Origin of the sequence: Corallococcus sp. AS-1-12, from assembly GCF_020036995.1 — a bacterium.
GTDB lineage: Bacteria > Myxococcota > Myxococcia > Myxococcales > Myxococcaceae > Corallococcus.
Genome location: NZ_JAIQDD010000019.1, coordinates 121,741 through 138,931, shown reverse-complemented (window position 1 = coordinate 138,931; position 17,191 = coordinate 121,741). Strand labels below are relative to the sequence as shown.

The window sequence follows — 17,191 nt, the reverse complement described above, 5'->3', positions numbered from 1 at the left end:
GCCTCCCGCGTGCCCCCGCACCATCTCCGCGGGTCCTGCGGGCACCAGTCTACGGCCAATGCCCCCGGGCATGACAGACCCGGGGGCGAGGCACTGTCCGGCGGTGTGACGCCTACTCCACCTTCTGGGGGGCGCGCGTGGACTCCACCAGCCGGTGGATGGGGTACAGCTCGCCCACCTTCAGGCTGTCATCCAGGAACTGCCAGCGGCAGAAGCCGTCGTCCGAGTGCGGCTCCAGCAGGTAGGTGATGAGCGTGCCTGTGCGCTGGTCGGTGCCCACCAGCAGGGTGCCGGCCGGGAAGTCCTGCTCGGAGCGCTCGGGGGCCACGGTGAGGATGGTCTCGAAGCGCACGGGCTTGGGCTTCTGGCTCAAGGGGACTTCGTCCTGGCCGGGGGGCGGCACGTTGGCGGCGACGTCCGGGCTGAAGGTCTCCTCCTTGCGGGCGATGCGGTAGCTGTCCACCTGGAAGCGCTGCGCCTTGGCCAGCTTCTCGTAGCGGATGCCGTGGCCGTCCAGGCGCGCGGCGAGCGACGCGGGCACCAGGTAGCCGGCCGGCGTGCTCACGGCCTGCGTGGGCACGAAGGTGCGGTGGTGCGGCGTCTTGTAGACCTTCTTGCGCTTGCCCGGGTAGCGGCGCTCCTGGATGCTCGCCTCGTCGAAGGAGAGGATGGCGGCGGTGTCGCCTTCCTTCACGTAGGCCGGGTAGTCGAACACCAGCGCCCCGTCCGTGGCGCGCTGGGCGACGCCGTAGTTGATGCCCACCCACTCGCGCACGTCCGGGTTCTTTCCGCGCGCGATGATGGCGGCCTCCTCGAAGTCGGTGACCCGGCGGTACTCCTTGGCGTAGCGGGCGGCGTCGCGGATGAGCTCCAGCACCCACGCGCGGATGACGGCGCAGCGGCGGGGGAAGTCGATGTAGCTGTACGTCTCCAGCAGCACGTCCAGCCGGCCCAGGAGGCCGCGGTAGTGGCTGCCGAAGCGGGGCAGGGCGGGGTAGGTGTGCCAGCCGGAGCGCGGGTCGCCCTCCTTGCGGAAGTTGCCGTACCAGAAGCTGTCGAAGCCGTGCTTCGTCTTCACCGCGGCGGACACGCGCTCGGCCAGCTCGCGGTTGTAGTCGCGCGAGGTGTGCAGCAGCTCCGCGTTGCCGTGGGGGATGTCGAAGGTGAGGTCGAACCCGTGGATGCTGCCGTCCGTGGTGTGGCAGTCCACGAAGAGGTGCGGCCACCACGTCTGGTACAGCTTCGCCAGGGCGCGCGTCTCCGGCGCCTCCTGCTTCATGTTGTCGCGGTTGAGGTTCCAGCCCTCGCCCGTGTAGCGCATGCCCACACCGCCGGGCGGGTTCACCTGGCCCTCCAGGTTCTTCAAATCCAGCGCGCGGTTGCCCTTGCTGATGCGGTCGTTGCCGTCCGGGTTGAAGTTGGGGACGAAGACGATGCACAGCCGGTCCAGCAGCTTCTTGCCCAGGGACGTGAGCGTGAGGTCGCGCGCGAGCGCCTGGAGGGTCTCCTTGCCCTCCACCTCACCGGCGTGGATGTTGGCCTCCACCATCACGATGAGCTTCTTCTGCTTCTTCGCCAGCTCCGGCGTGAAGCAGTTGCGGTCGCTCAGGATGAGCGACATGAGCGGCTGGCCTTCACCGCTCTGGCCGAAGTCCACGCGCTTCGCGAGCTTGGTCTGGGCACACAGGGCGTCGACGAAGGCGACCACGTCGGCGCTGCGGGACGTTTCCTGATAGTCGGTGGCTTCCGCGCGGGTGAGCAGCTTGGGAGTGGGCATAGGTGCCGCGCATCCGAGCGCTCCGGCCCTGCCGCGTCAAGCACGCGTGGAGTGGGCCGCATTGCCGCGCCGTGGCGGTGTCCCATATGAAACCGGCCGCGAAGGCAGCGTGAGGGGGCGTTCCATGGACCTGGCCACATCCCCGCTGTTCGAACGGCTCCAGCGCGCGGACGATGCGTTCCACGGCATCTGGCTCGCGCAAGCCAGTCCCGCCAGCCCTTGCTCACGCCAGCGTCGGCGGCAGCGCTGGACGGTGCGCGGAGTCACTCCCAGCGCGGTGGCGATGCACGGAGCGCTCTGCGCGCGGGCATCCCGAGCACGTAGGTGACGGCGCCCTTGCCCTTCTCACGCACCTCGCCCACCTCCCACGTGTAGCCGGGGCGCTGGAGGCTCCGCGTCAGGGCCTTCAGCTCCTCCGGCCGGTGGGCCCGCAGCGTGGACACCAGCCCGTCCCAGGCGAGCGCCAGCGGCGCCAGAGGCACCGCGTAGGTGAACAGCAGGCGCAGGGGCGTCAGCGGCCGGACGAACGGCGTGAAGAGCAGCACCAGCAGCGGCACGAGCAGCGTGCCCAGCACTCCGCCCGGCGTGCGGTGCACGACCTCGAAGGCCGCGAATGACTCGCCCCGCCGCTGCGCGTCCTCCAGCACCTCGCGCACCTCCTCCGGCCGGAAGTGGTGCAGGGCGTTGAAGAGCGTCCGCATGCCGCGCAGGTCTTCCGGCACCCGCCGCGCATCCACGGGCCGGGAGAGGTACGTGGCGCCCTCCGCACGGGCCTGCCCGGCGGCCTCCGCGTTGGGGTACAGGTCCGTGAGCACCGCCCGCGTCTTCAGGCCGTGGCGCGCCTCCAGCAGCCGCTGAAGTCCGGGCACGGGCCCCTGGCCGCCGGAGCACAGGTCCACCAGCGTGTCCGTGCCGGACGCCTGGAGCCCCTTCGCGAGCACGTCCACCGCCGCGTCGAACAGCCCCATCCGCGTGGACACCGTGTGCAGGTAGTCCGTGGACAGGTTGCGCGCCGCGCGCGGATACCAGGGTTGATCCATCAGCTCGAACAGGTGCAGGCGGGGCAGCAGGGCGGGGTGCTCGGTGGAGTCCATGCGGGACAAGGTGCCGCCCGCGCGGGTCGGGTGCACTGACCGCTGGCGCCAGAACGGCTTGCCGCGTGCGCCAGGCGGTCGCTAGCGTTGCGGCCCGTGGCGTCCTCCGCTCCTCCTTCGCTCTCCGCCCGCCTGGCCCGGCAGGGGCTGCTCGCGGCGGCGAAGCGCGGCGTTCCCTCGGAGCGGCTCTGCGCGGAGGTGGGGCTGCGCGGGTCGGACCTGGGCGACCCGGAGGCGCGCATCCCCTACGCCGTGCTGGACGACATCCTGGAGCGGGCCGTGGCGCTCACCGGGGATGACAACCTGGGGCTGCACATGGCGGGCATGGACGTGATGGACGCGGACGACCCCGCGTCGCTCGTCATCCTCACCAGCGCCAACCTGCGCGAGGCCATGGTGCGCGGCTGCCGCTACCAGCGCGTCTGGGGCGACGGAGAGCGCTTCGTCGTGGAGGACACGCCGCGCGGCGTGCGGATGCGCTTCACCCCCGTGGGGCCCTCATGGCGGCCCGCGCACCGGCACCTCGCGGAGATCGCGCTGGTGCAGCTTGCCACGGGCGTGCGCGTCTTCACCGGCGTGGACGTGCGGCCCCTGCGCGCGCGCTTCGTCCACGCGCCGCCCGCGGATCCGCGCGAGCACGAGGCCCTCTTCGGCTGCCCGCTGGAGTTCAACGCCCCCGCGAACGACCTGGAGTTCGCCGCCGGGGACGCGGACCGGCCCTTCGTCCACGCGGACGCGCTGCTCAACGCCGTGTTCGAGCATCACGCCCGCCGCGCCCTGGAGCGGCTGCCCGCCGCGGACACCCTGTCGGACCGGGTGCGGGAGCAGGTGCGGCGGACGCTGGCGGGAGGCGACTTCTCCTTCGCCTCGGTGGCGAGGGCCCTGCGCGTCCCCTCCCGGACCTTGCAGCGCCAGTTGGCGGCGGAGGGCCGCACCTACGCGGGAATCGTGGAGGGGCTGCGGCGCGAGCTGTCCCAGGGCTACCTCCAGCGGCGCATGTCCATCGCGGAGGTGTCCTTCCTGCTGGGGTACGCGGATCCGGTCGCCTTCCACCGCGCCTTCAAGCGCTGGTGGGGCACGTCCCCGGAGGCCTTCCGCAAGGCCCATGCGGCCGGGGGCTGACAGGCAAGCGGCGCCCCGAGCCCTTCCGGTAGGGAAGCCAGGCCTTCGTTGGGGAGCAGGCGTGCCTACGTTTCACCCCAGAGGGCCGGGACCCTCGGGGGAGACGACCATGTGGACACGCCGCTTCAACGGGCTCGTCGTGCTGGGGGTGATCGGCACCGTGGGCTTCACGACCGGGTGCAACGAACACCAGCAGCAGACCGTCAACGAGAACGCCCGTCAGGCCGGGCAGGAGGTGGGCAAGGCCGCCAAGGACGTCCAGCACGGCGCCAGCCGGGCCGCGCAGAGCGTCCGCGAGTCCAGCCGCGAGGCCGCTGAGGGCTTCCGGCAGGGGGTGGGCGGCTCGGGAGACACGGCCTCCGAGAAGCAGAAGGCCGACGCGCACCGCACGGACAGGCCGAGCGAGGAGCGCTGAAAGACGCAACGTGCCAGACGCGCCGCGGCCCGGCGGTGTGTTTGAATGTGGACCATGGTTGCGGCCCCACCCGTCCGTGGTCCTCGTGCGTCCCCTGGCCGTTGGCTGTGCCTGTTGCCGTGCCTGCTGACGGTGGCGTGCGTGACGACGAGCGAGGTGACGCGCGCCCCCACCCTGGAGGAGAAGTGCGACGCCGGGAGCGCCTGGGCCTGTGAGACCTGGGCGAAGCAGCTCCAGGTGGACCACCGGCTGGAGGAGGCGGACCGGGCCTTCGGGCTCGCGTGCGCGATGGGCTCCACGTCCGCGTGCCTGTCGCAGGGCAAGGACCGGCTGTCGCGGGGCGACCTGGACGGCGCGGAGCCGCCGCTGCGCAAGGCGTACGACGAGGACTCGGAGGAGGCCACGCTGGCGCTCGCGGACCTCCAGGACGCGCGCGGGGACGTGGCGGGCGCGGCGCACCTCCGCTACGAGGCGCTGGCCATCGACAAGTCGACGACGGAGTTCGCGTTCGGCTGGCGCGTCCCGTTCGACGGCGGCATGGGCCTGGCGCTGGACGTGAACGTGCAGCCCATGGGGCTCAAGGCGCGGCGGCTGACGCTGGGCCTCAACGTGAGCGCGGACCCCAGGCGGGCGTCGCTGAACGCCACCGTGGGCTATCAGCACTTCGTGACGAACTGGTTCGCGCCCTACGCCCGGGCGCTCGTGGGCCCCTACCTGGAGGTCGAGGGCTCACGGCGCAACCCCATCAACCTGGGGGCCGAGGTGGGCATGAAGTTCTTCGCGGGGCCCCTGGGCCACCTGGGCACCGGGTTTGGCTCCTCGCTGGACGGCTCCACCTACTACTTCCTCCAGCTCGGACTGGACTGGGTGCTGACGCTGGCGGTGCTCGCGCACCTGTGACGGCTCAGGCGACGCCCAGCTTGGGGCACACGTCGTTGAGGAGGCACTCCGCGCATCTGGGCTTCTTGGCCACGCAGGTGTAGCGGCCGTGCAGCACCACGGCGGGGCCGAAGAAGGTCCAGTCGTCCCTGGGCACCAGCTTCATCAGGTCCGCCTCGATGGCCTCCGGCTTCTCCTGCTTCGTCAGGCCCAGGCGCTGGCTGACGCGGGCCACGTGCGTGTCCACGATGACGCCGGAGGCCTGCTGGAACGCGGTGTTGAGCACCACGTTGGCCGTCTTGCGCGCCACGCCGGGCAGCTCCACCAGGGCCTCCATGCGAGGAGGCACTTCCCCCTGGTGGGCGTCCAGCAGCGCGCGGCTCATGGCCTGCACCGTCTTGGTCTTCTGCTTGAAGAAGCCGGTGGGCTTCAGGTCCTCCTCCAGCTCCGCGGTGTCCGCGTCCGCGAGCGCCTGGGGGCCGTCGTACTTCTTCCACAGCTCGGCGGTGACGCGGTTGACGCGCTCGTCGGTGCACTGCGCGGCCAGGATGGTGGCCACCAGCAGCTCGAAGGGCGTGTTCCAGTTCAGCTCGTACTTCGCGTCGGGATACTTCTCGCGCAGGCGTTCGAGCACCACGGGGACGAGGGCGGCGGGTTTCATGGGTGGGTCCTCACATCGACCGTTCGACGAGCGCCGTCAACTCCGCGTCCGTGAGCGGCAGCGGATTGCCCTTCATGCTGCTGGCGGCGCGGGCCTTGGTGACGAGCTCCGGGAGGGCCGCGTCGGTGAGGCCCATGTCGCGCAGGCCCCGGATGCGCACGGCGTGGACCAGGTCCTTCACCCAGGTGATGCCGTCCTCGGCGCGGGCGTTGGACTGGCCGGTGAGCAGCACCGCCACCTCCTGGATGCGGGGCAGGGCGGGGTGGCCCGGAGCGCGCGAGCGCAGCGCCTCCAGGTTCACCTCCAGCGTGGCCCCCAGCAGCGCGGCGCACAGCGCCCCATGGGCCGCGCCGAGCATCCCGCCCAGCGGCGCCGCGAAGCCATGCACCGCGCCCAGCCCTGAGTTGGCGAGGCACAGGCCGCCGAAGAGGCTGGCGAGGGCCAGGTCCTCGCGCTCCGCTGGACCGGGGCCGTGCAGCACCGCCTTGCGCAGCGAGCGCGCCGAGCGCCGCATGCCTTCGCGCGCGAGCGCGTCCGTGAGCGGCTGGGCGCGGATGGACAGGAACGGCTCGATGAGCTGCGACAGCGCGTCCAGGCCGCCCGCCGCGAGCACGTCCGCGGGCGCGTGCTCCAGCAGGTCCGGGTCCACCAGGGCGACGCGGGGGAGCATCATCGGGCTGCGCAGGCTGGCCTTCACGCCGGCCTCCTTCGAGCCCAGCACCGCGTTGCGCGTCACCTCCGAGCCGGTGCCCGCCGTGGTCGGCACGGCCACGAACGGCAGCGACGGCTTCGTCAGCGCCTGTCCCCGGCCGATGACCTCCAGGTAGTCCAGCGGGTCGCCCCCGTTGGCGGCGAGCGCGGCGATGGCCTTGCCCGCGTCGAGCGCGCTGCCTCCGCCGATGGCGACCACGGCGTCACAGCCGGAGTCCACGGCGGCGGCGGTGCCTTCGCGCGCCAGCTCGACGGTGGGCTCGCCCGGGACGCGGAAGGAGGCGGACGGGATGCCCAGCCGTTCGAGCCCGGCGCGGACGGGCTCCGCGCGGGTGGGGTTGGTGCCGGTGACGAGCAGCACCTTCCGCCCGCCGAGGCCTCGCACGAGGTCGGGGACTTCCTGGACGCGGCCCGGGCCGAAGAGGACGCGGGTGGCGGTGGCGAACTCGAAGGGGGCGGTGGACATGTCACCAGGCCGCGTCGTCGGGGAAGCGGTTGGTGTAGCGGCGGGCGGCGCGGGGCTCGGCCATCATGGGGGCGACGGTGTCACGCCACGTGAGGTAGTGGGCGGTCTCCTTGTGCGCGGCGGGAGCGTCCGGCGTGCGGTAGGCCTCCACGAGGACGAAGCGGGTGGGGTCTTCGTTGTCCTGGCAGACATCGAAGCGGGCGATGCCGGGCTCCTTCACGCTCTCGCGGGCGTTGGCGAGGGTGGCCTGGAGGAAGGCGTCGACGTGCTGGGGCAGCACGTGCACGTGGACATGGACGACGAGCAGGCTCGTGGACATGGCGCGCACGGTAGCGCGGGCGTCCCCGAGCGGAAACCGGTAGGGTTCCGGGCCGTTCACTCTCCCCAATTCGGAGCAAGACAGCGCATGGTCTCGGACCTCTTTGACGCGTCCCGCTGGCAGCCGGTGGAAGGCCACAAGTTCAAGGACATCACGTTCCACCGCGCGGTGGATCAGGGCACGGTGCGCATCGCGTTCAACCGGCCGGAGGTGCGCAACGCGTTCCGTCCGAAGACGGTGGACGAGCTGGCCCGGGCGCTGGAGGCCACGCGCTTCATGACGGACGTGGGCGTGGTGCTGCTCACGGGCAACGGGCCGTCGCCGAAGGACGGCGGGTGGGCGTTCTGCTCGGGAGGCGACCAGCGCATCCGCGGCAAGGACGGCTACAAGTACGAGCCCGGCGAGGACGCGGCGGACCCCGCGCGCCTGGGACGCCTGCACATCCTGGAGGTGCAACGGCAGATCCGCTTCCTTCCGAAGGTCGTCATCGCGGTGGTGCCGGGCTGGACGGCGGGCGGCGGGCACAGCCTGCACGTCGTGTGTGACATGACCATCGCGAGCAAGGAACACGGGATGTTCAAGCAGACGGACGCGGACGTGGCCAGCTACGACGCGGGCTACGGCAGCGCGCTCCTGGCGCGGCAGGTGGGGCAGAAGCGGGCGCGGGAAATCTTCTTCCTGGGCCAGGCCTACACGGCGGACGAGGCGTTCCAGATGAACGCCATCAACAAGGCCGTGCCGCACAAGGACCTGGAGAAGGTGGCGCTGGAGTGGGCGGCGGAGATCAACACCAAGAGCCCCACGGCCATCAAGATGCTGAAGTATGCCTTCAACCTCCCGGACGACGGGCTCGTGGGCCAGCAGCTCTTCGCGGGCGAGGCCACGCGTCTGGGCTACGGCACGGAGGAGGCGCAGGAGGGCCGCGACGCGTTCGTGCAGAAGCGCAAGCGCGACTTCAAGCGCTTCCCCTGGACGTACTGAGGCCGCTCAGATGTTGATGCGGGAGCTGACCGTCCGCACGTCCAGGCCCAGGGCCGCGAAGTCCGCGGCGTGGGCCCGGAGCAGCTCCAGCAGCCGGGGATGCACGTCCTCCTCTTCGTTGGACAGGATGAAGCCGTAGTTCGTCTTGGACAGCATCCAGGAGATCCACAGCATCTCCGTCGCCTCATCCGGGGTCGGCGCGACGTCCAGGTCCTCCTCCGGGGACAGCGCGCCGCCCTTGCCCCAGCGCAATCCCAGACATGCGTACAGGACCTCTCCCGCGTCCTCCCACTGGAGGTTGTTCGCCCAGGCGTGCCGGAACGTCGCGAAGAAGATGACGTAGCGGCAGAGGTGCTTCAGCGCCTCCACCTCGCCGGGCTGGGGCGTCTGCGTGCGGGTCACCGCGCTCACCGCCCTGGCGCGGGGCTCGGTGACCTTCGCGTCCAGGTCCATGCGCTCCGAGCGCACGAACCACGGCGCGTCCTTCCCCGGCACCTTCGCCCGGAGATAACGGCAGACGAACGCGGGCGCGGAGTGCGCGACGAGGTCGTCGGAGAACCGGTGCACCTCCTGCCACTGCGCTTCAATCGCCGCGCCGTGCTCCGCGAAGAACGCGTCGATGTGCTCCCCGAGCAGCTTCCAGAAGAGCTGCCCCGCGTGCGCGTAGCGGTGCCCCTCGCAGACCGGCGTCGCGGGCGCGAAGCCCTTCCAGTCGTAGCTCCCCAGCAGGTGCTCCAGCCGCTGGTTGATGCTCCGCTCCGTCAAGGCGCTGGCCCGCGAGATGTACCCCGTGGGGCCCACCAGGAACCCGTTGGCGGCGTGGTTGATCAACACCACCTCGCGCAGGTGCGGCATCAGCAGCCAGCGCAAGGGATTGCGGCGCAGGTTGCGGTGCGCGGCGATGGCGTACTGCTCCACGTTGAAGTGGCACTGCCCCAGGTGGTTGCCCAGCTCCACGTCCAGCGTCGCGCTCACCCGCGCCATCCGCTTCGCCGCCTCCCAGGCCGCGCCGTCCGCGGGCGTGTACGTCCGGCGCGTCACGGGTGAGCCGGGCGCCGTCGCACCGGGCTCCCGCATGCCCAGGATGATCCGCTGGGGCATCAGCTTGCCGTCCACCAGCCGCAGCCGGAGGTCCACGTCCGGCAGGCAGTGCACGCCGTCCTGCTCATAGGCGTTCCACGGCAGGTACAGCCGGAAGGCCTGGTCGTCCCCAGGCACCTCCGGGTCGCGGTCCAGGACGCTGGAGAACATCCCGTTGAGCAGGCGCTCCCCGAACCACGCATCGCTCCGCGAGGAGCCTGGGGACTCGCGCTCCATCCGGACCGTCGTCGTCTCCGGGTAGTCCGCCTGGATCTTCGCCAGGGTTGGCGCCTGTCCCAGGCGGATCTGCAACTGGTGCTGACGCTTCACCAGCTCGATGGGCGCCACGGCCTTGAGCATCGCCAGCGCGCGTCCGGGCGCGTACCCCGTCGGCGGAGTGCCTTCCTCCACCACCAGCAGGCGCGCCAGCGGCGTCGTCGGATCGTATTCCCAGTAGGGCAGCCGCAGCGTCCCGAAGTCGTACTCCCGCCCCGCGTGGTCATCCGGTCCCCGCTCCGAACCGATGCGCCTCCAGGTCTCCACCACGCGGCCGTCCTGGCGGAACGTGTGCTGCGGCTCGAAGAAGCGCAGCTCCAGGTCCGGCAGGTCGCCTTCACCCGCGTCCGCCGGGTCGTAGCGGATGGCGAACGAACCATCCGCCGCCGTGAAGCCCTCTCCCAGGAAGTCGTCTGGCGTGCCGAAGTCCCGGTCCCACAGCTCGACCTTGATGTGGTGCAGGGGAATGGGGCCCTGGGGCCCGTCATGCTCGAACATCAACCTGCCGGTGACGACGGCGGGGAGGGCCGACACGTCCCGGAGCGCTCGCGGCGCGCGCACCTGCTGGACCAGGTTGCGGCTGACCGCCAGCCGCTCCTTCAGCCCCAGCCCCGCGTACCACCGGGCCAGCTCCTCCGCCTCCAGGAGCGGCGGCTCCACGGCCTTCGACGAGAACCCCAGCGAGGTCAACAGCCGGCGCCACGCGGTCCGCATCAGCGCCGGGCCTCAATCCCATGCAGTGAGGTCTTGGCGGAACCACCCACCCACAGGGGACGATCAGGAGCGCGCTTCATCGCGCCGGAAGCTACCACGGTGGCCCGGGCCTTCATCCCTGGGGGCGATCCACTATCGGCTCCCAGGCACGCGCCTGCGATGAGCGGCCCGGCGCGAGCCGTGGCTTGTCCGCCGCGACTTCATCGGCGTACCTTGGGTTTGACGTGCTAGTGGGGAAATCCATGACTGTCGATTACACGCTAACGATTCGCACGAACTCGAAGCTCGGTGCCGGAACGAACGCGACCATCTCCGTGGTCCTGGTGGGCACGAAGGGTGAAAGCCCGCCGCAGACCCTGGACAAGCGCTTCCACAACGACTTCGAGGCCGGGGCGGTGGATGCCTATGTCGTCAAGGCGGAGGACCTGGGCGACCTGCTGCTCTTGCGCTTCTCCAACGCGGGCGGCGGGGTGGGCGGCGACTGGCTGTTGGATTCGGTGACCGTCACCGCGACGGGGAGGCACTGGTTCTTCCCGTACTACCGCTGGGTCCTGGCGAAGACGACCGCGGACGTCCTGGAGGGCACCGCGCGGCTGCCCCAGCACGTCCCGCACGAGCGGGAGAAGGCCGCCCGGCACGAGCTGCTCCAGGCCCGCCAGCGCATGTATCCGTGGCGCCCCGCGGAGGCGACCGCGGGCCTGCCGGGCGCGCTCGACATCTCGGAGGCGCGCCCGCTCCCCAAGGACGAGCTCTACCGGGGGCTCGTGGACGGCAGCTACGAGGTCGTCATCGCGAAGACGCTGGCGGCCATCAAGCTGCACATGCCCGTGCTCACCAAGGCGTGGAACGGCCTGGTCGACATCTTCGACTTCTTCAAGGGGCTGGAGCTTCCCAAGCTCGCCCAGCGCTGGCAGGACGACGTGGAGTTCGCCCGTCAGGCCGTCCAGGGCATCAGCCCCGTCCACATCCAGTCCATCACCGCGCTGCCGGAGGGCATGCCCGTGACGGACGACGCGCTGAAGGGGCAGCTTTCGCCCGGCACGACGCTCCAGCAGGCGCTGTCCGGCAAGCGCGTGTTCCTCCTCGACTTCGAGATCCTGGGCGACGTGCCCATGTTCAAGAAGACGGACAAGGCGGGCGTCGAGGAGCGCCGGTGGGCGCCCGCGTCCCGGTGCCTGCTGTACCTGGATGACACGCGGCAGTTGCGGCCCATCGCCATCCAGCTCGGGCGGGATCCGGAGTTGGATCCGGTGTTCACGCCCAATGACAGTCCGCACGACTGGCTGGCCGCGAAGATCTACCTGCGGTGCAGCGAGGGCAACGCGCACCAGATGGTGGGCCACGCGCTGCGCACCCACTTCGTGGCGGAGCCGTTCGTGGTGGCGACGATGCGCAACCTCCCGGACCCGCACCCTGTCTACAAGCTGCTGCGGCGCCACTTCCGCTACACGCTCGCCATCAACGAGGGCGCGCGGAAGGGCCTGCTCGCGGAGGGCGGCGTGTTCGACGACCTCATCGCCACCGGAGGCCCCGACCAGGGGCACCTGTTCCTGGGCAAGAAGGGATACCGGGCCTGGAAGCTCACGGACAACCAGCCGCGCCCGGACATCGAGCGGCGCGGCGTGCTCGACCCCGCGGTGCTCCCGAACTACCCGTACCGGGATGACGCGCTGCTGCTGTGGGACGCCCTGGAGGAGTACGTGGGCGGCGTGCTGGGGCACTTCTACAGGTCCGACGAGGACCTGGTGCACGACACCGACATGCAGCGCTGGTGGAAGGACCTCACCGAGCACGGCCTGCCCGTGGACAAGCTCCCGTGCGCGGAGCTGAAGCGCGTATCCGACCTCACGGACATCCTCACCACGGTCCTCTTCACGGTGAGCGTCCAGCACGCGGCGGTGAACTACCTCCAGTACGAGCACTACGCCTTCGTGCCCAACGCGCCGCTGTGCATGCGCCAGCCTCCGCCGCGCAAGAAGGGCGTCCTGGGGGAGAAGGACATCGACGCGATGATTCCCTCCAAGACGCAGATGCTCTGGCAGGTGGCCGTGGGCCGCGCGCTGTCCAGCTTCGGGGACGACGAGGAGTACCTGCTCCACGAGGGCGGCTGGCGCGAGGACTACTTCCAGGAGCCGGAGCTCATCGCCATCCGCGACCGCTTCCACTCCCGGCTGCGCGCGCAGAGCGAGGCCGTGAAGGCGCGCAACGCGCAGAGCGCGGTGCCCTACACCGTGCTGCAGGCCGACCGCATCCCCTGCGGCATCACCGTCTAGCGCTGTCAGGAGCCACCGCCCGTGCCCAACGCCCTCTCTCGCGGCATCTTCAACCTGTTCTTCGGCGCGAAGCGCAAGCCGTTCGCGTCACTGCCCGGCCCCCAGCCGGGGATCCTCGGCACGGCCGGGGACTTCCTGGGGGCTTCGCCCTGGGATGTCTGCGCGCGCTATGGCCGCGAGTACGGCGGCGTCACGCTCATCTGGATGGGACCCAATCCCGGGCTGGTGCTCAACGACCCGGCGCTCATCGCGGAGGTCTACGAGTCCCCGCGCCGGATGGAGTTCGAGAAGGGCAACATCAGCGAGCAGATCCGTCCGTCCACGACGGACGACACGGCCTTCACGGCGGAGCTGCGCGGGGACTGGGTCCAGAAGCGCGCCCTGGAGCCCACGGCCCGGCCGTGGGCCGCGGAGTCGCTGGCGGACATGGTGGGCCCCATGCAGGCGGCCATCTCCGAGTCCGTGGACGCGTTGCTGAAGCAGGACCGCATCGACTTCACGCCCGCGCTGCGCCGGATGACGTTCGACGCGTTCTCGGTGGCGCAGGTGGGGGAGAAGCTGCCGGATCAGGTGTTCGAGGACTTCATGCTGCTCGCGAGGGCGGCGGACGCACGCATCCAGTCGAAGCTGCCGCTGAAGTTCGTGAAGCCGCCCAAGGACTTCGAGGCGGTGAAGGCCCGCTTCTACGGGCACTTCGTGGACCGCATCCGTGAGGCTCGCAAGCGGCGGGACCCGGGGGCCATGGACGTCATGTCCCGCTACCTGCGGGAGACCCCGGGCATCGATGATCAGGTGTTGGCGCACATGCTCGGGGGCACGTATTTCGGAGGCGCGTTCTCCTCCAGCGTCACGCTGGTGGGGGCGTTCCACCAGCTCAACAAGTATCCCGAGGCCGACGCGCGTCTTGCCACCGAGGCGGCTGCGCTGGTGGCGGACGGGCCGCTGACGTTCCAGAAGCTGGAGTCCGCGAAGTGGGCGGAGGCGGTGGCCTATGAGGCGCTGCGCATCCTGCCCGCGGTCCGGGTGATGACGCGCACGCCGTCGAAGGACACGCAGCTCGCCGGGGTCACGTTGCCGGCGGGGGCGATGATCATGATCTCGAACCAGCACCTGCACCGCGACCCGGCGCACTGGCCGGACCCGGACACGTTCACGCCCGAGCGCTGGCTGGACGGAGGCACGACGCGAGACCCGCTGGGGAGCGGCCACTTCTTCCCCTTCGGGCGAGGGCCACGCGCGTGCGTGGGCGCGGACTTCGCGATGGTGTTCCTGAAGACGGCGCTGACGACGATTGCCTCCCGCGTGAAGGTCCACCTGGATTCGACGGAGCCCTTCGAGGAGGGCTTCTTCTTCGGCGTGGTGCTGCCGAAGGGCGTCACGGGGAGGCTCGTCGCGCGGACAGCCACGGCACTCCAGGACGTACGCGCCCGGAGCGCCTAGAACGGAGGCCCTCCCGGTGGAAGTGGCGCACGGCAACGCTAGCGCAGCGCGAACCGCTTCCTGTAGGAGCCTGGAGACAGTCCGGTGCGAGCCTTGAAGCGGCGCCGGAACGACGTGGTGTCGGCGTAGCCGACGGACTGGGAGATGTCCTCCACGGTTCGAGGCGTGGTCTCCAGGAGTCGCCGGGCGGCCTCGATGCGCAGGCGCTGGACGTAGTCCAGGGGCGTATCGCCGGTGGCCTTGCGGAACCGGCGCAGCAGCGTGCGTTCGCCCAGGCTCGCGGCCCCGGCCGCTCCCGCCAGGGTCACCGGCTCCGAGAGGTGGGCCTCCAGCCACTCCTGGGCGCGCAGCACGGCGGTGTCGCCGTGGTCGCGAGGCGTGGCGTGCACCCTGTCTGGGGCGTGGAACCGCCGGCCGGGTTCCACCAGGAGCATCCTGGCGCAAAGCGCGGCCAGCTCCGCGGAGACCTGCTTCGCGACCAGGTGCAGGCAGAGGTCCAGGCAGGCGGTGATGCCGCCCGTGGTGAGCACGTCGCCATGGTCCACCAGGAGCAGTTCCGGCTTGAGCGCCACGCGCGGATAGCGGGTCGCGAAGTCCCGGGCCAGCCCCCAGTGGGTGGTGGCCTCCCGGCCCTCCAGGATCCCTGCCTCGGCGAGCAGGAAGGCGCCCGCGCACACCGCCGCCAGCTTCGCGCCTCGCGTGTGCTGTCCCGCCAGCCAGTCCCGGGTGGAGCGCTCCGCCACGCATTGCTCCAGGTCGCCCACGAGCGCGGGGATGATGACGACGTCGAAGCGTTCCGTCGGCTCCGGCACCCGCGCCGGGCCCAGCATCAGGCCATGGAAGCTGCGCACGGGGCCGGGGAGGGGCGCCACGAGCTCCGTCGTGAAGGGTTCTCCGCCTCCCTGGTCCCTGCTCAGGCGGTTGGCCATGGCGAACACGTCCAGCGGGCCCGAGACGCTGGAGGCCACGCAGCCCTCCAGGGCCAGCACCGCGACACGAATCGACGAGGACCCGGCAGGCATGCGCGTTTGTCGGTTTCCGCCCCGGATTTGTCAATCCGGACACTCCCCCCCGGGCGCGGGCCCGCGTATTCGACGTGGCGACGCACCAGGACCCGAATGAAGGAGGACGTCCGTGGAGAACACCGCACTGCTGCTCATCGACATCCAGAATGACTATTTCCCCGGGGGGCGGTTCGAACTGGATCGTTCGGATGCCGCGGCCACGGAGGCCCGGGCGGCCCTGGACCGCTTCCGGGAGCTCGGCGCTCCGGTCATCCACATCCGCCACGAATCACCGCAGCCCGGCGCCACCTTCTTCCTTCCGGGGACTCCGGGCGCGGAGATCCATCCTCGAGTCGCGCCCCGACAGGGTGAAGCGGTGGTGCTCAAGCACTTCCCCAACAGCTTCCGTGAGACGGACCTCCAGGAGCGTCTGCGGGCCCTGGAGGTGAAGCACCTGGTGGTCGTGGGGATGATGACCCTCATGTGCGTGGATGCCACCGTGCGGGCGGCCGCGGACCTGGGCTACACGGTCACCGTGCTTGGGGATGCGTGCGCGGCCCGGAGCCTGGAGTTCCAGGGCCAGCACGTGCCCGCGCCCCAGGTCCATGCCGCGTTCCTGGCCGCGTTGGGGATGGGCTACGCCAGGGTCCTGCCGACCGCCGACTTCCTGGCCCAGGCCGGACGCTGACCAGGAGGGGGCGAGCATGGCCACCTCGCCCCCCACCGCCGGCCAGCAGCGCCGGTACGGCTTCCCGTGCCTGCCGACGGTTACTGGCTCGCGAGCTCGTACGGCCTGAGCGACACCACCGCGTTACCGCGTGCTCCGCTGTAGTCGGTGTAGAAGTGGTTCTTCTCCAGGGTGTAGAACGAATCGACGTAGTCGTCGTCGTTGGTGAACCATTCGCCTGGCATGCGGTCCACCAGCCCGCTGCCCAGGGCCACCAGGGCGCCAATCTCCGGCTGGCCCATGGCGGTCAGGATCTGGCTCGCGACATTGAACAGGTAGCTCACCAGCTCCTGGTAGCTGGTGTTGTCGTCGTGCTCCATGAGGATGACGTTCGCCGCCGCCCAGCGGTAACGCTCCCAGAAGATGAGGACCTGGTTCGGGGAGTAGGTCCTGCCGGCCACGTCCAGATAGGGCATGTCGACGATGTCCACCTGCGGCGCGTCACGGCTGGGGTCGACACCGTTGACGATGGCATAGACCTCCGCGTTACCGGAGATCCAGGGCTCCTGGTCGTCGTTCAGGTAGATGCGATCGAGGATGGTCACCGGCGTGCTGGTCGCCGCGGCGGCCGTGTCCAGGGCGGGCAGGGGACGTTGCCCGAGTGCCACGAGCTGCTCGCGCATCAGCTTGATGCCGGCGGCCAGGTCCCTGCGCGCGTCGAGGTCCACCACCAGCACCGGCTGGTCGGGCATGCGGTGCACGTCGAGGTGGTGCACGCGGCCCAGGCCATCGAAGGCCTCGATGAATCGCCACTGGGCGTCATCGCCATCCGGCTCGTATGCGTAGAGGGGCTCAACGCCTTGCTGCAATGCCGCCAGCATGGACGCGCTGGCCAGACGAAGCTGAAGCAGGCTGTCGAGCTCCCGATCGATGCCCTTGAGCCGGCGGATGTTCAGGTCCGCTCGCTCCGCCACGCCCCTGACAGAGGACGGGGCCGACACGGCGCCCAGCCACTGCTTCAGATCCACGGAGAGGTGCTCGCCGCTCAAGCGGGAAGCGAGCGCTTTTCGCAGCACCGTGTCCTGCTTCGCCAGGGTCAGCGCCACCTCACGCTTGTCGGCGGCCAGCGACACGCTGATGCGTTCGCGCAGCGCCGCTGGCTTCATGGCGGCGGCTCGAGCTTGAGAGGCCGCGGTCACGCAGACGAACAGCGCGATGATCATCCCTATCCGCTTCATTGGATTCTCCGGTGAGTGAGCGAGGGGACTGCGACAGCAGCCGCAGGTGCACGGCAACGCTGTCCGGGCCATTA

The 17,191-nt window shown here is 70.6% G+C and carries 16 protein-coding genes; 7 read left to right on the top strand and 9 right to left on the bottom strand.

Annotation, left to right across the window (positions count from 1 at the left end; all coding sequences use genetic code 11):
• Positions 1–112: 112 nt before the first annotated feature.
• The 3 genes from K8556_RS26290 to K8556_RS26280 are packed head-to-tail and all read right to left on the bottom strand — an operon-like array spanning position 113 to position 2,871.
• Positions 113–1,777 (bottom strand): M14 family metallopeptidase, encoded by a 1,665-nt coding sequence (locus K8556_RS26290; RefSeq protein ID WP_223742841.1) that lies wholly within the window; start codon positions 1,775–1,777, stop codon positions 113–115.
• 36 nt (positions 1,778–1,813) lie between these two features.
• Positions 1,814–2,044: a hypothetical protein gene (locus K8556_RS39860; protein ID WP_223742840.1), complete on the bottom strand. Its 231-nt coding sequence runs from the start codon at positions 2,042–2,044 to the stop codon at positions 1,814–1,816.
• Positions 2,041–2,871 carry a hypothetical protein gene (locus tag K8556_RS26280; protein ID WP_223742866.1) on the bottom strand — a complete coding sequence of 277 codons (831 nt, stop codon included), beginning with the start codon at positions 2,869–2,871 and terminating at the stop codon, positions 2,041–2,043. The genes K8556_RS39860 and K8556_RS26280 overlap by 4 nt, the downstream gene beginning before the upstream one ends.
• Positions 2,872–2,967: 96 nt before the next feature.
• Between K8556_RS26280 and K8556_RS26275 the strand changes: the two genes are divergently transcribed.
• The 3 genes from K8556_RS26275 to K8556_RS26265 all read left to right on the top strand — a co-directional run bounded on the left by K8556_RS26275 (position 2,968) and on the right by K8556_RS26265 (position 5,308).
• Positions 2,968–3,993: an AraC family transcriptional regulator gene (locus K8556_RS26275; RefSeq protein WP_223742839.1), complete on the top strand. Its 1,026-nt coding sequence runs from the start codon at positions 2,968–2,970 to the stop codon at positions 3,991–3,993.
• A gap of 109 nt (positions 3,994–4,102) precedes the next feature.
• Positions 4,103–4,408 carry a hypothetical protein gene (locus tag K8556_RS26270; protein WP_223742838.1) on the top strand — a complete coding sequence of 102 codons (306 nt, stop codon included), beginning with the start codon at positions 4,103–4,105 and terminating at the stop codon, positions 4,406–4,408.
• Between the two features lie 114 nt (positions 4,409–4,522).
• Positions 4,523–5,308: a hypothetical protein gene (locus K8556_RS26265; RefSeq protein WP_223742837.1), complete on the top strand. Its 786-nt coding sequence runs from the start codon at positions 4,523–4,525 to the stop codon at positions 5,306–5,308.
• Between the two features lie 4 nt (positions 5,309–5,312).
• Here the strand turns inward: K8556_RS26265 and nth are convergent, their stop codons facing one another.
• Genes nth through K8556_RS26250 form a run of 3 tightly spaced genes read right to left on the bottom strand, consistent with a single transcriptional unit; the run spans position 5,313 to position 7,444 of the window.
• Positions 5,313–5,948 carry an endonuclease III gene (nth, locus tag K8556_RS26260; protein ID WP_223742836.1) on the bottom strand — a complete coding sequence of 212 codons (636 nt, stop codon included), beginning with the start codon at positions 5,946–5,948 and terminating at the stop codon, positions 5,313–5,315.
• 10 nt (positions 5,949–5,958) lie between these two features.
• On the bottom strand, positions 5,959–7,125 hold the full coding sequence (locus K8556_RS26255; RefSeq protein WP_223742835.1) for an iron-containing alcohol dehydrogenase: 1,167 nt from the start codon (positions 7,123–7,125) through the stop codon (positions 5,959–5,961).
• A gap of 1 nt (position 7,126) precedes the next feature.
• On the bottom strand, positions 7,127–7,444 hold the full coding sequence (locus K8556_RS26250) for a putative quinol monooxygenase (protein ID WP_223742865.1): 318 nt from the start codon (positions 7,442–7,444) through the stop codon (positions 7,127–7,129).
• Between the two features lie 87 nt (positions 7,445–7,531).
• On the opposite strand from K8556_RS26250, the gene K8556_RS26245 reads away from it, so the two are divergent.
• Positions 7,532–8,425, top strand: coding sequence for a 1,4-dihydroxy-2-naphthoyl-CoA synthase (locus K8556_RS26245; protein WP_014395551.1), 894 nt, complete (start codon positions 7,532–7,534; stop codon positions 8,423–8,425).
• Between the two features lie 6 nt (positions 8,426–8,431).
• Here K8556_RS26245 and K8556_RS26240 read toward each other — a convergent pair whose 3' ends face one another.
• Positions 8,432–10,495, bottom strand: coding sequence for a lipoxygenase family protein (locus K8556_RS26240; protein WP_223742834.1), 2,064 nt, complete (start codon positions 10,493–10,495; stop codon positions 8,432–8,434).
• Between the two features lie 242 nt (positions 10,496–10,737).
• On the opposite strand from K8556_RS26240, the gene K8556_RS26235 reads away from it, so the two are divergent.
• Positions 10,738–12,768: a lipoxygenase family protein gene (locus K8556_RS26235; RefSeq protein WP_223742833.1), complete on the top strand. Its 2,031-nt coding sequence runs from the start codon at positions 10,738–10,740 to the stop codon at positions 12,766–12,768.
• A gap of 21 nt (positions 12,769–12,789) precedes the next feature.
• A complete protein-coding gene (locus K8556_RS26230; protein ID WP_223742832.1) occupies positions 12,790–14,208 on the top strand; it encodes a cytochrome P450 in 1,419 nt (472 codons plus the stop codon).
• Positions 14,209–14,246: 38 nt separating this feature from the next.
• Here K8556_RS26230 and K8556_RS26225 read toward each other — a convergent pair whose 3' ends face one another.
• Complete coding sequence (locus K8556_RS26225; protein ID WP_223742831.1) at positions 14,247–15,230, bottom strand: GlxA family transcriptional regulator; 984 nt, start codon at positions 15,228–15,230, stop codon at positions 14,247–14,249.
• Between the two features lie 112 nt (positions 15,231–15,342).
• Between K8556_RS26225 and K8556_RS26220 the strand changes: the two genes are divergently transcribed.
• Positions 15,343–15,900, top strand: a complete 558-nt coding sequence (locus K8556_RS26220; protein ID WP_223742830.1) for a cysteine hydrolase family protein — start codon at positions 15,343–15,345, stop codon at positions 15,898–15,900.
• Between the two features lie 80 nt (positions 15,901–15,980).
• On the opposite strand, the gene K8556_RS26215 is transcribed toward K8556_RS26220, so the two are convergent.
• A complete protein-coding gene (locus K8556_RS26215) occupies positions 15,981–17,102 on the bottom strand; it encodes a DUF3103 domain-containing protein (RefSeq protein ID WP_223742829.1) in 1,122 nt (373 codons plus the stop codon).
• Between the last annotated feature and the right edge of the window lie 89 nt (positions 17,103–17,191).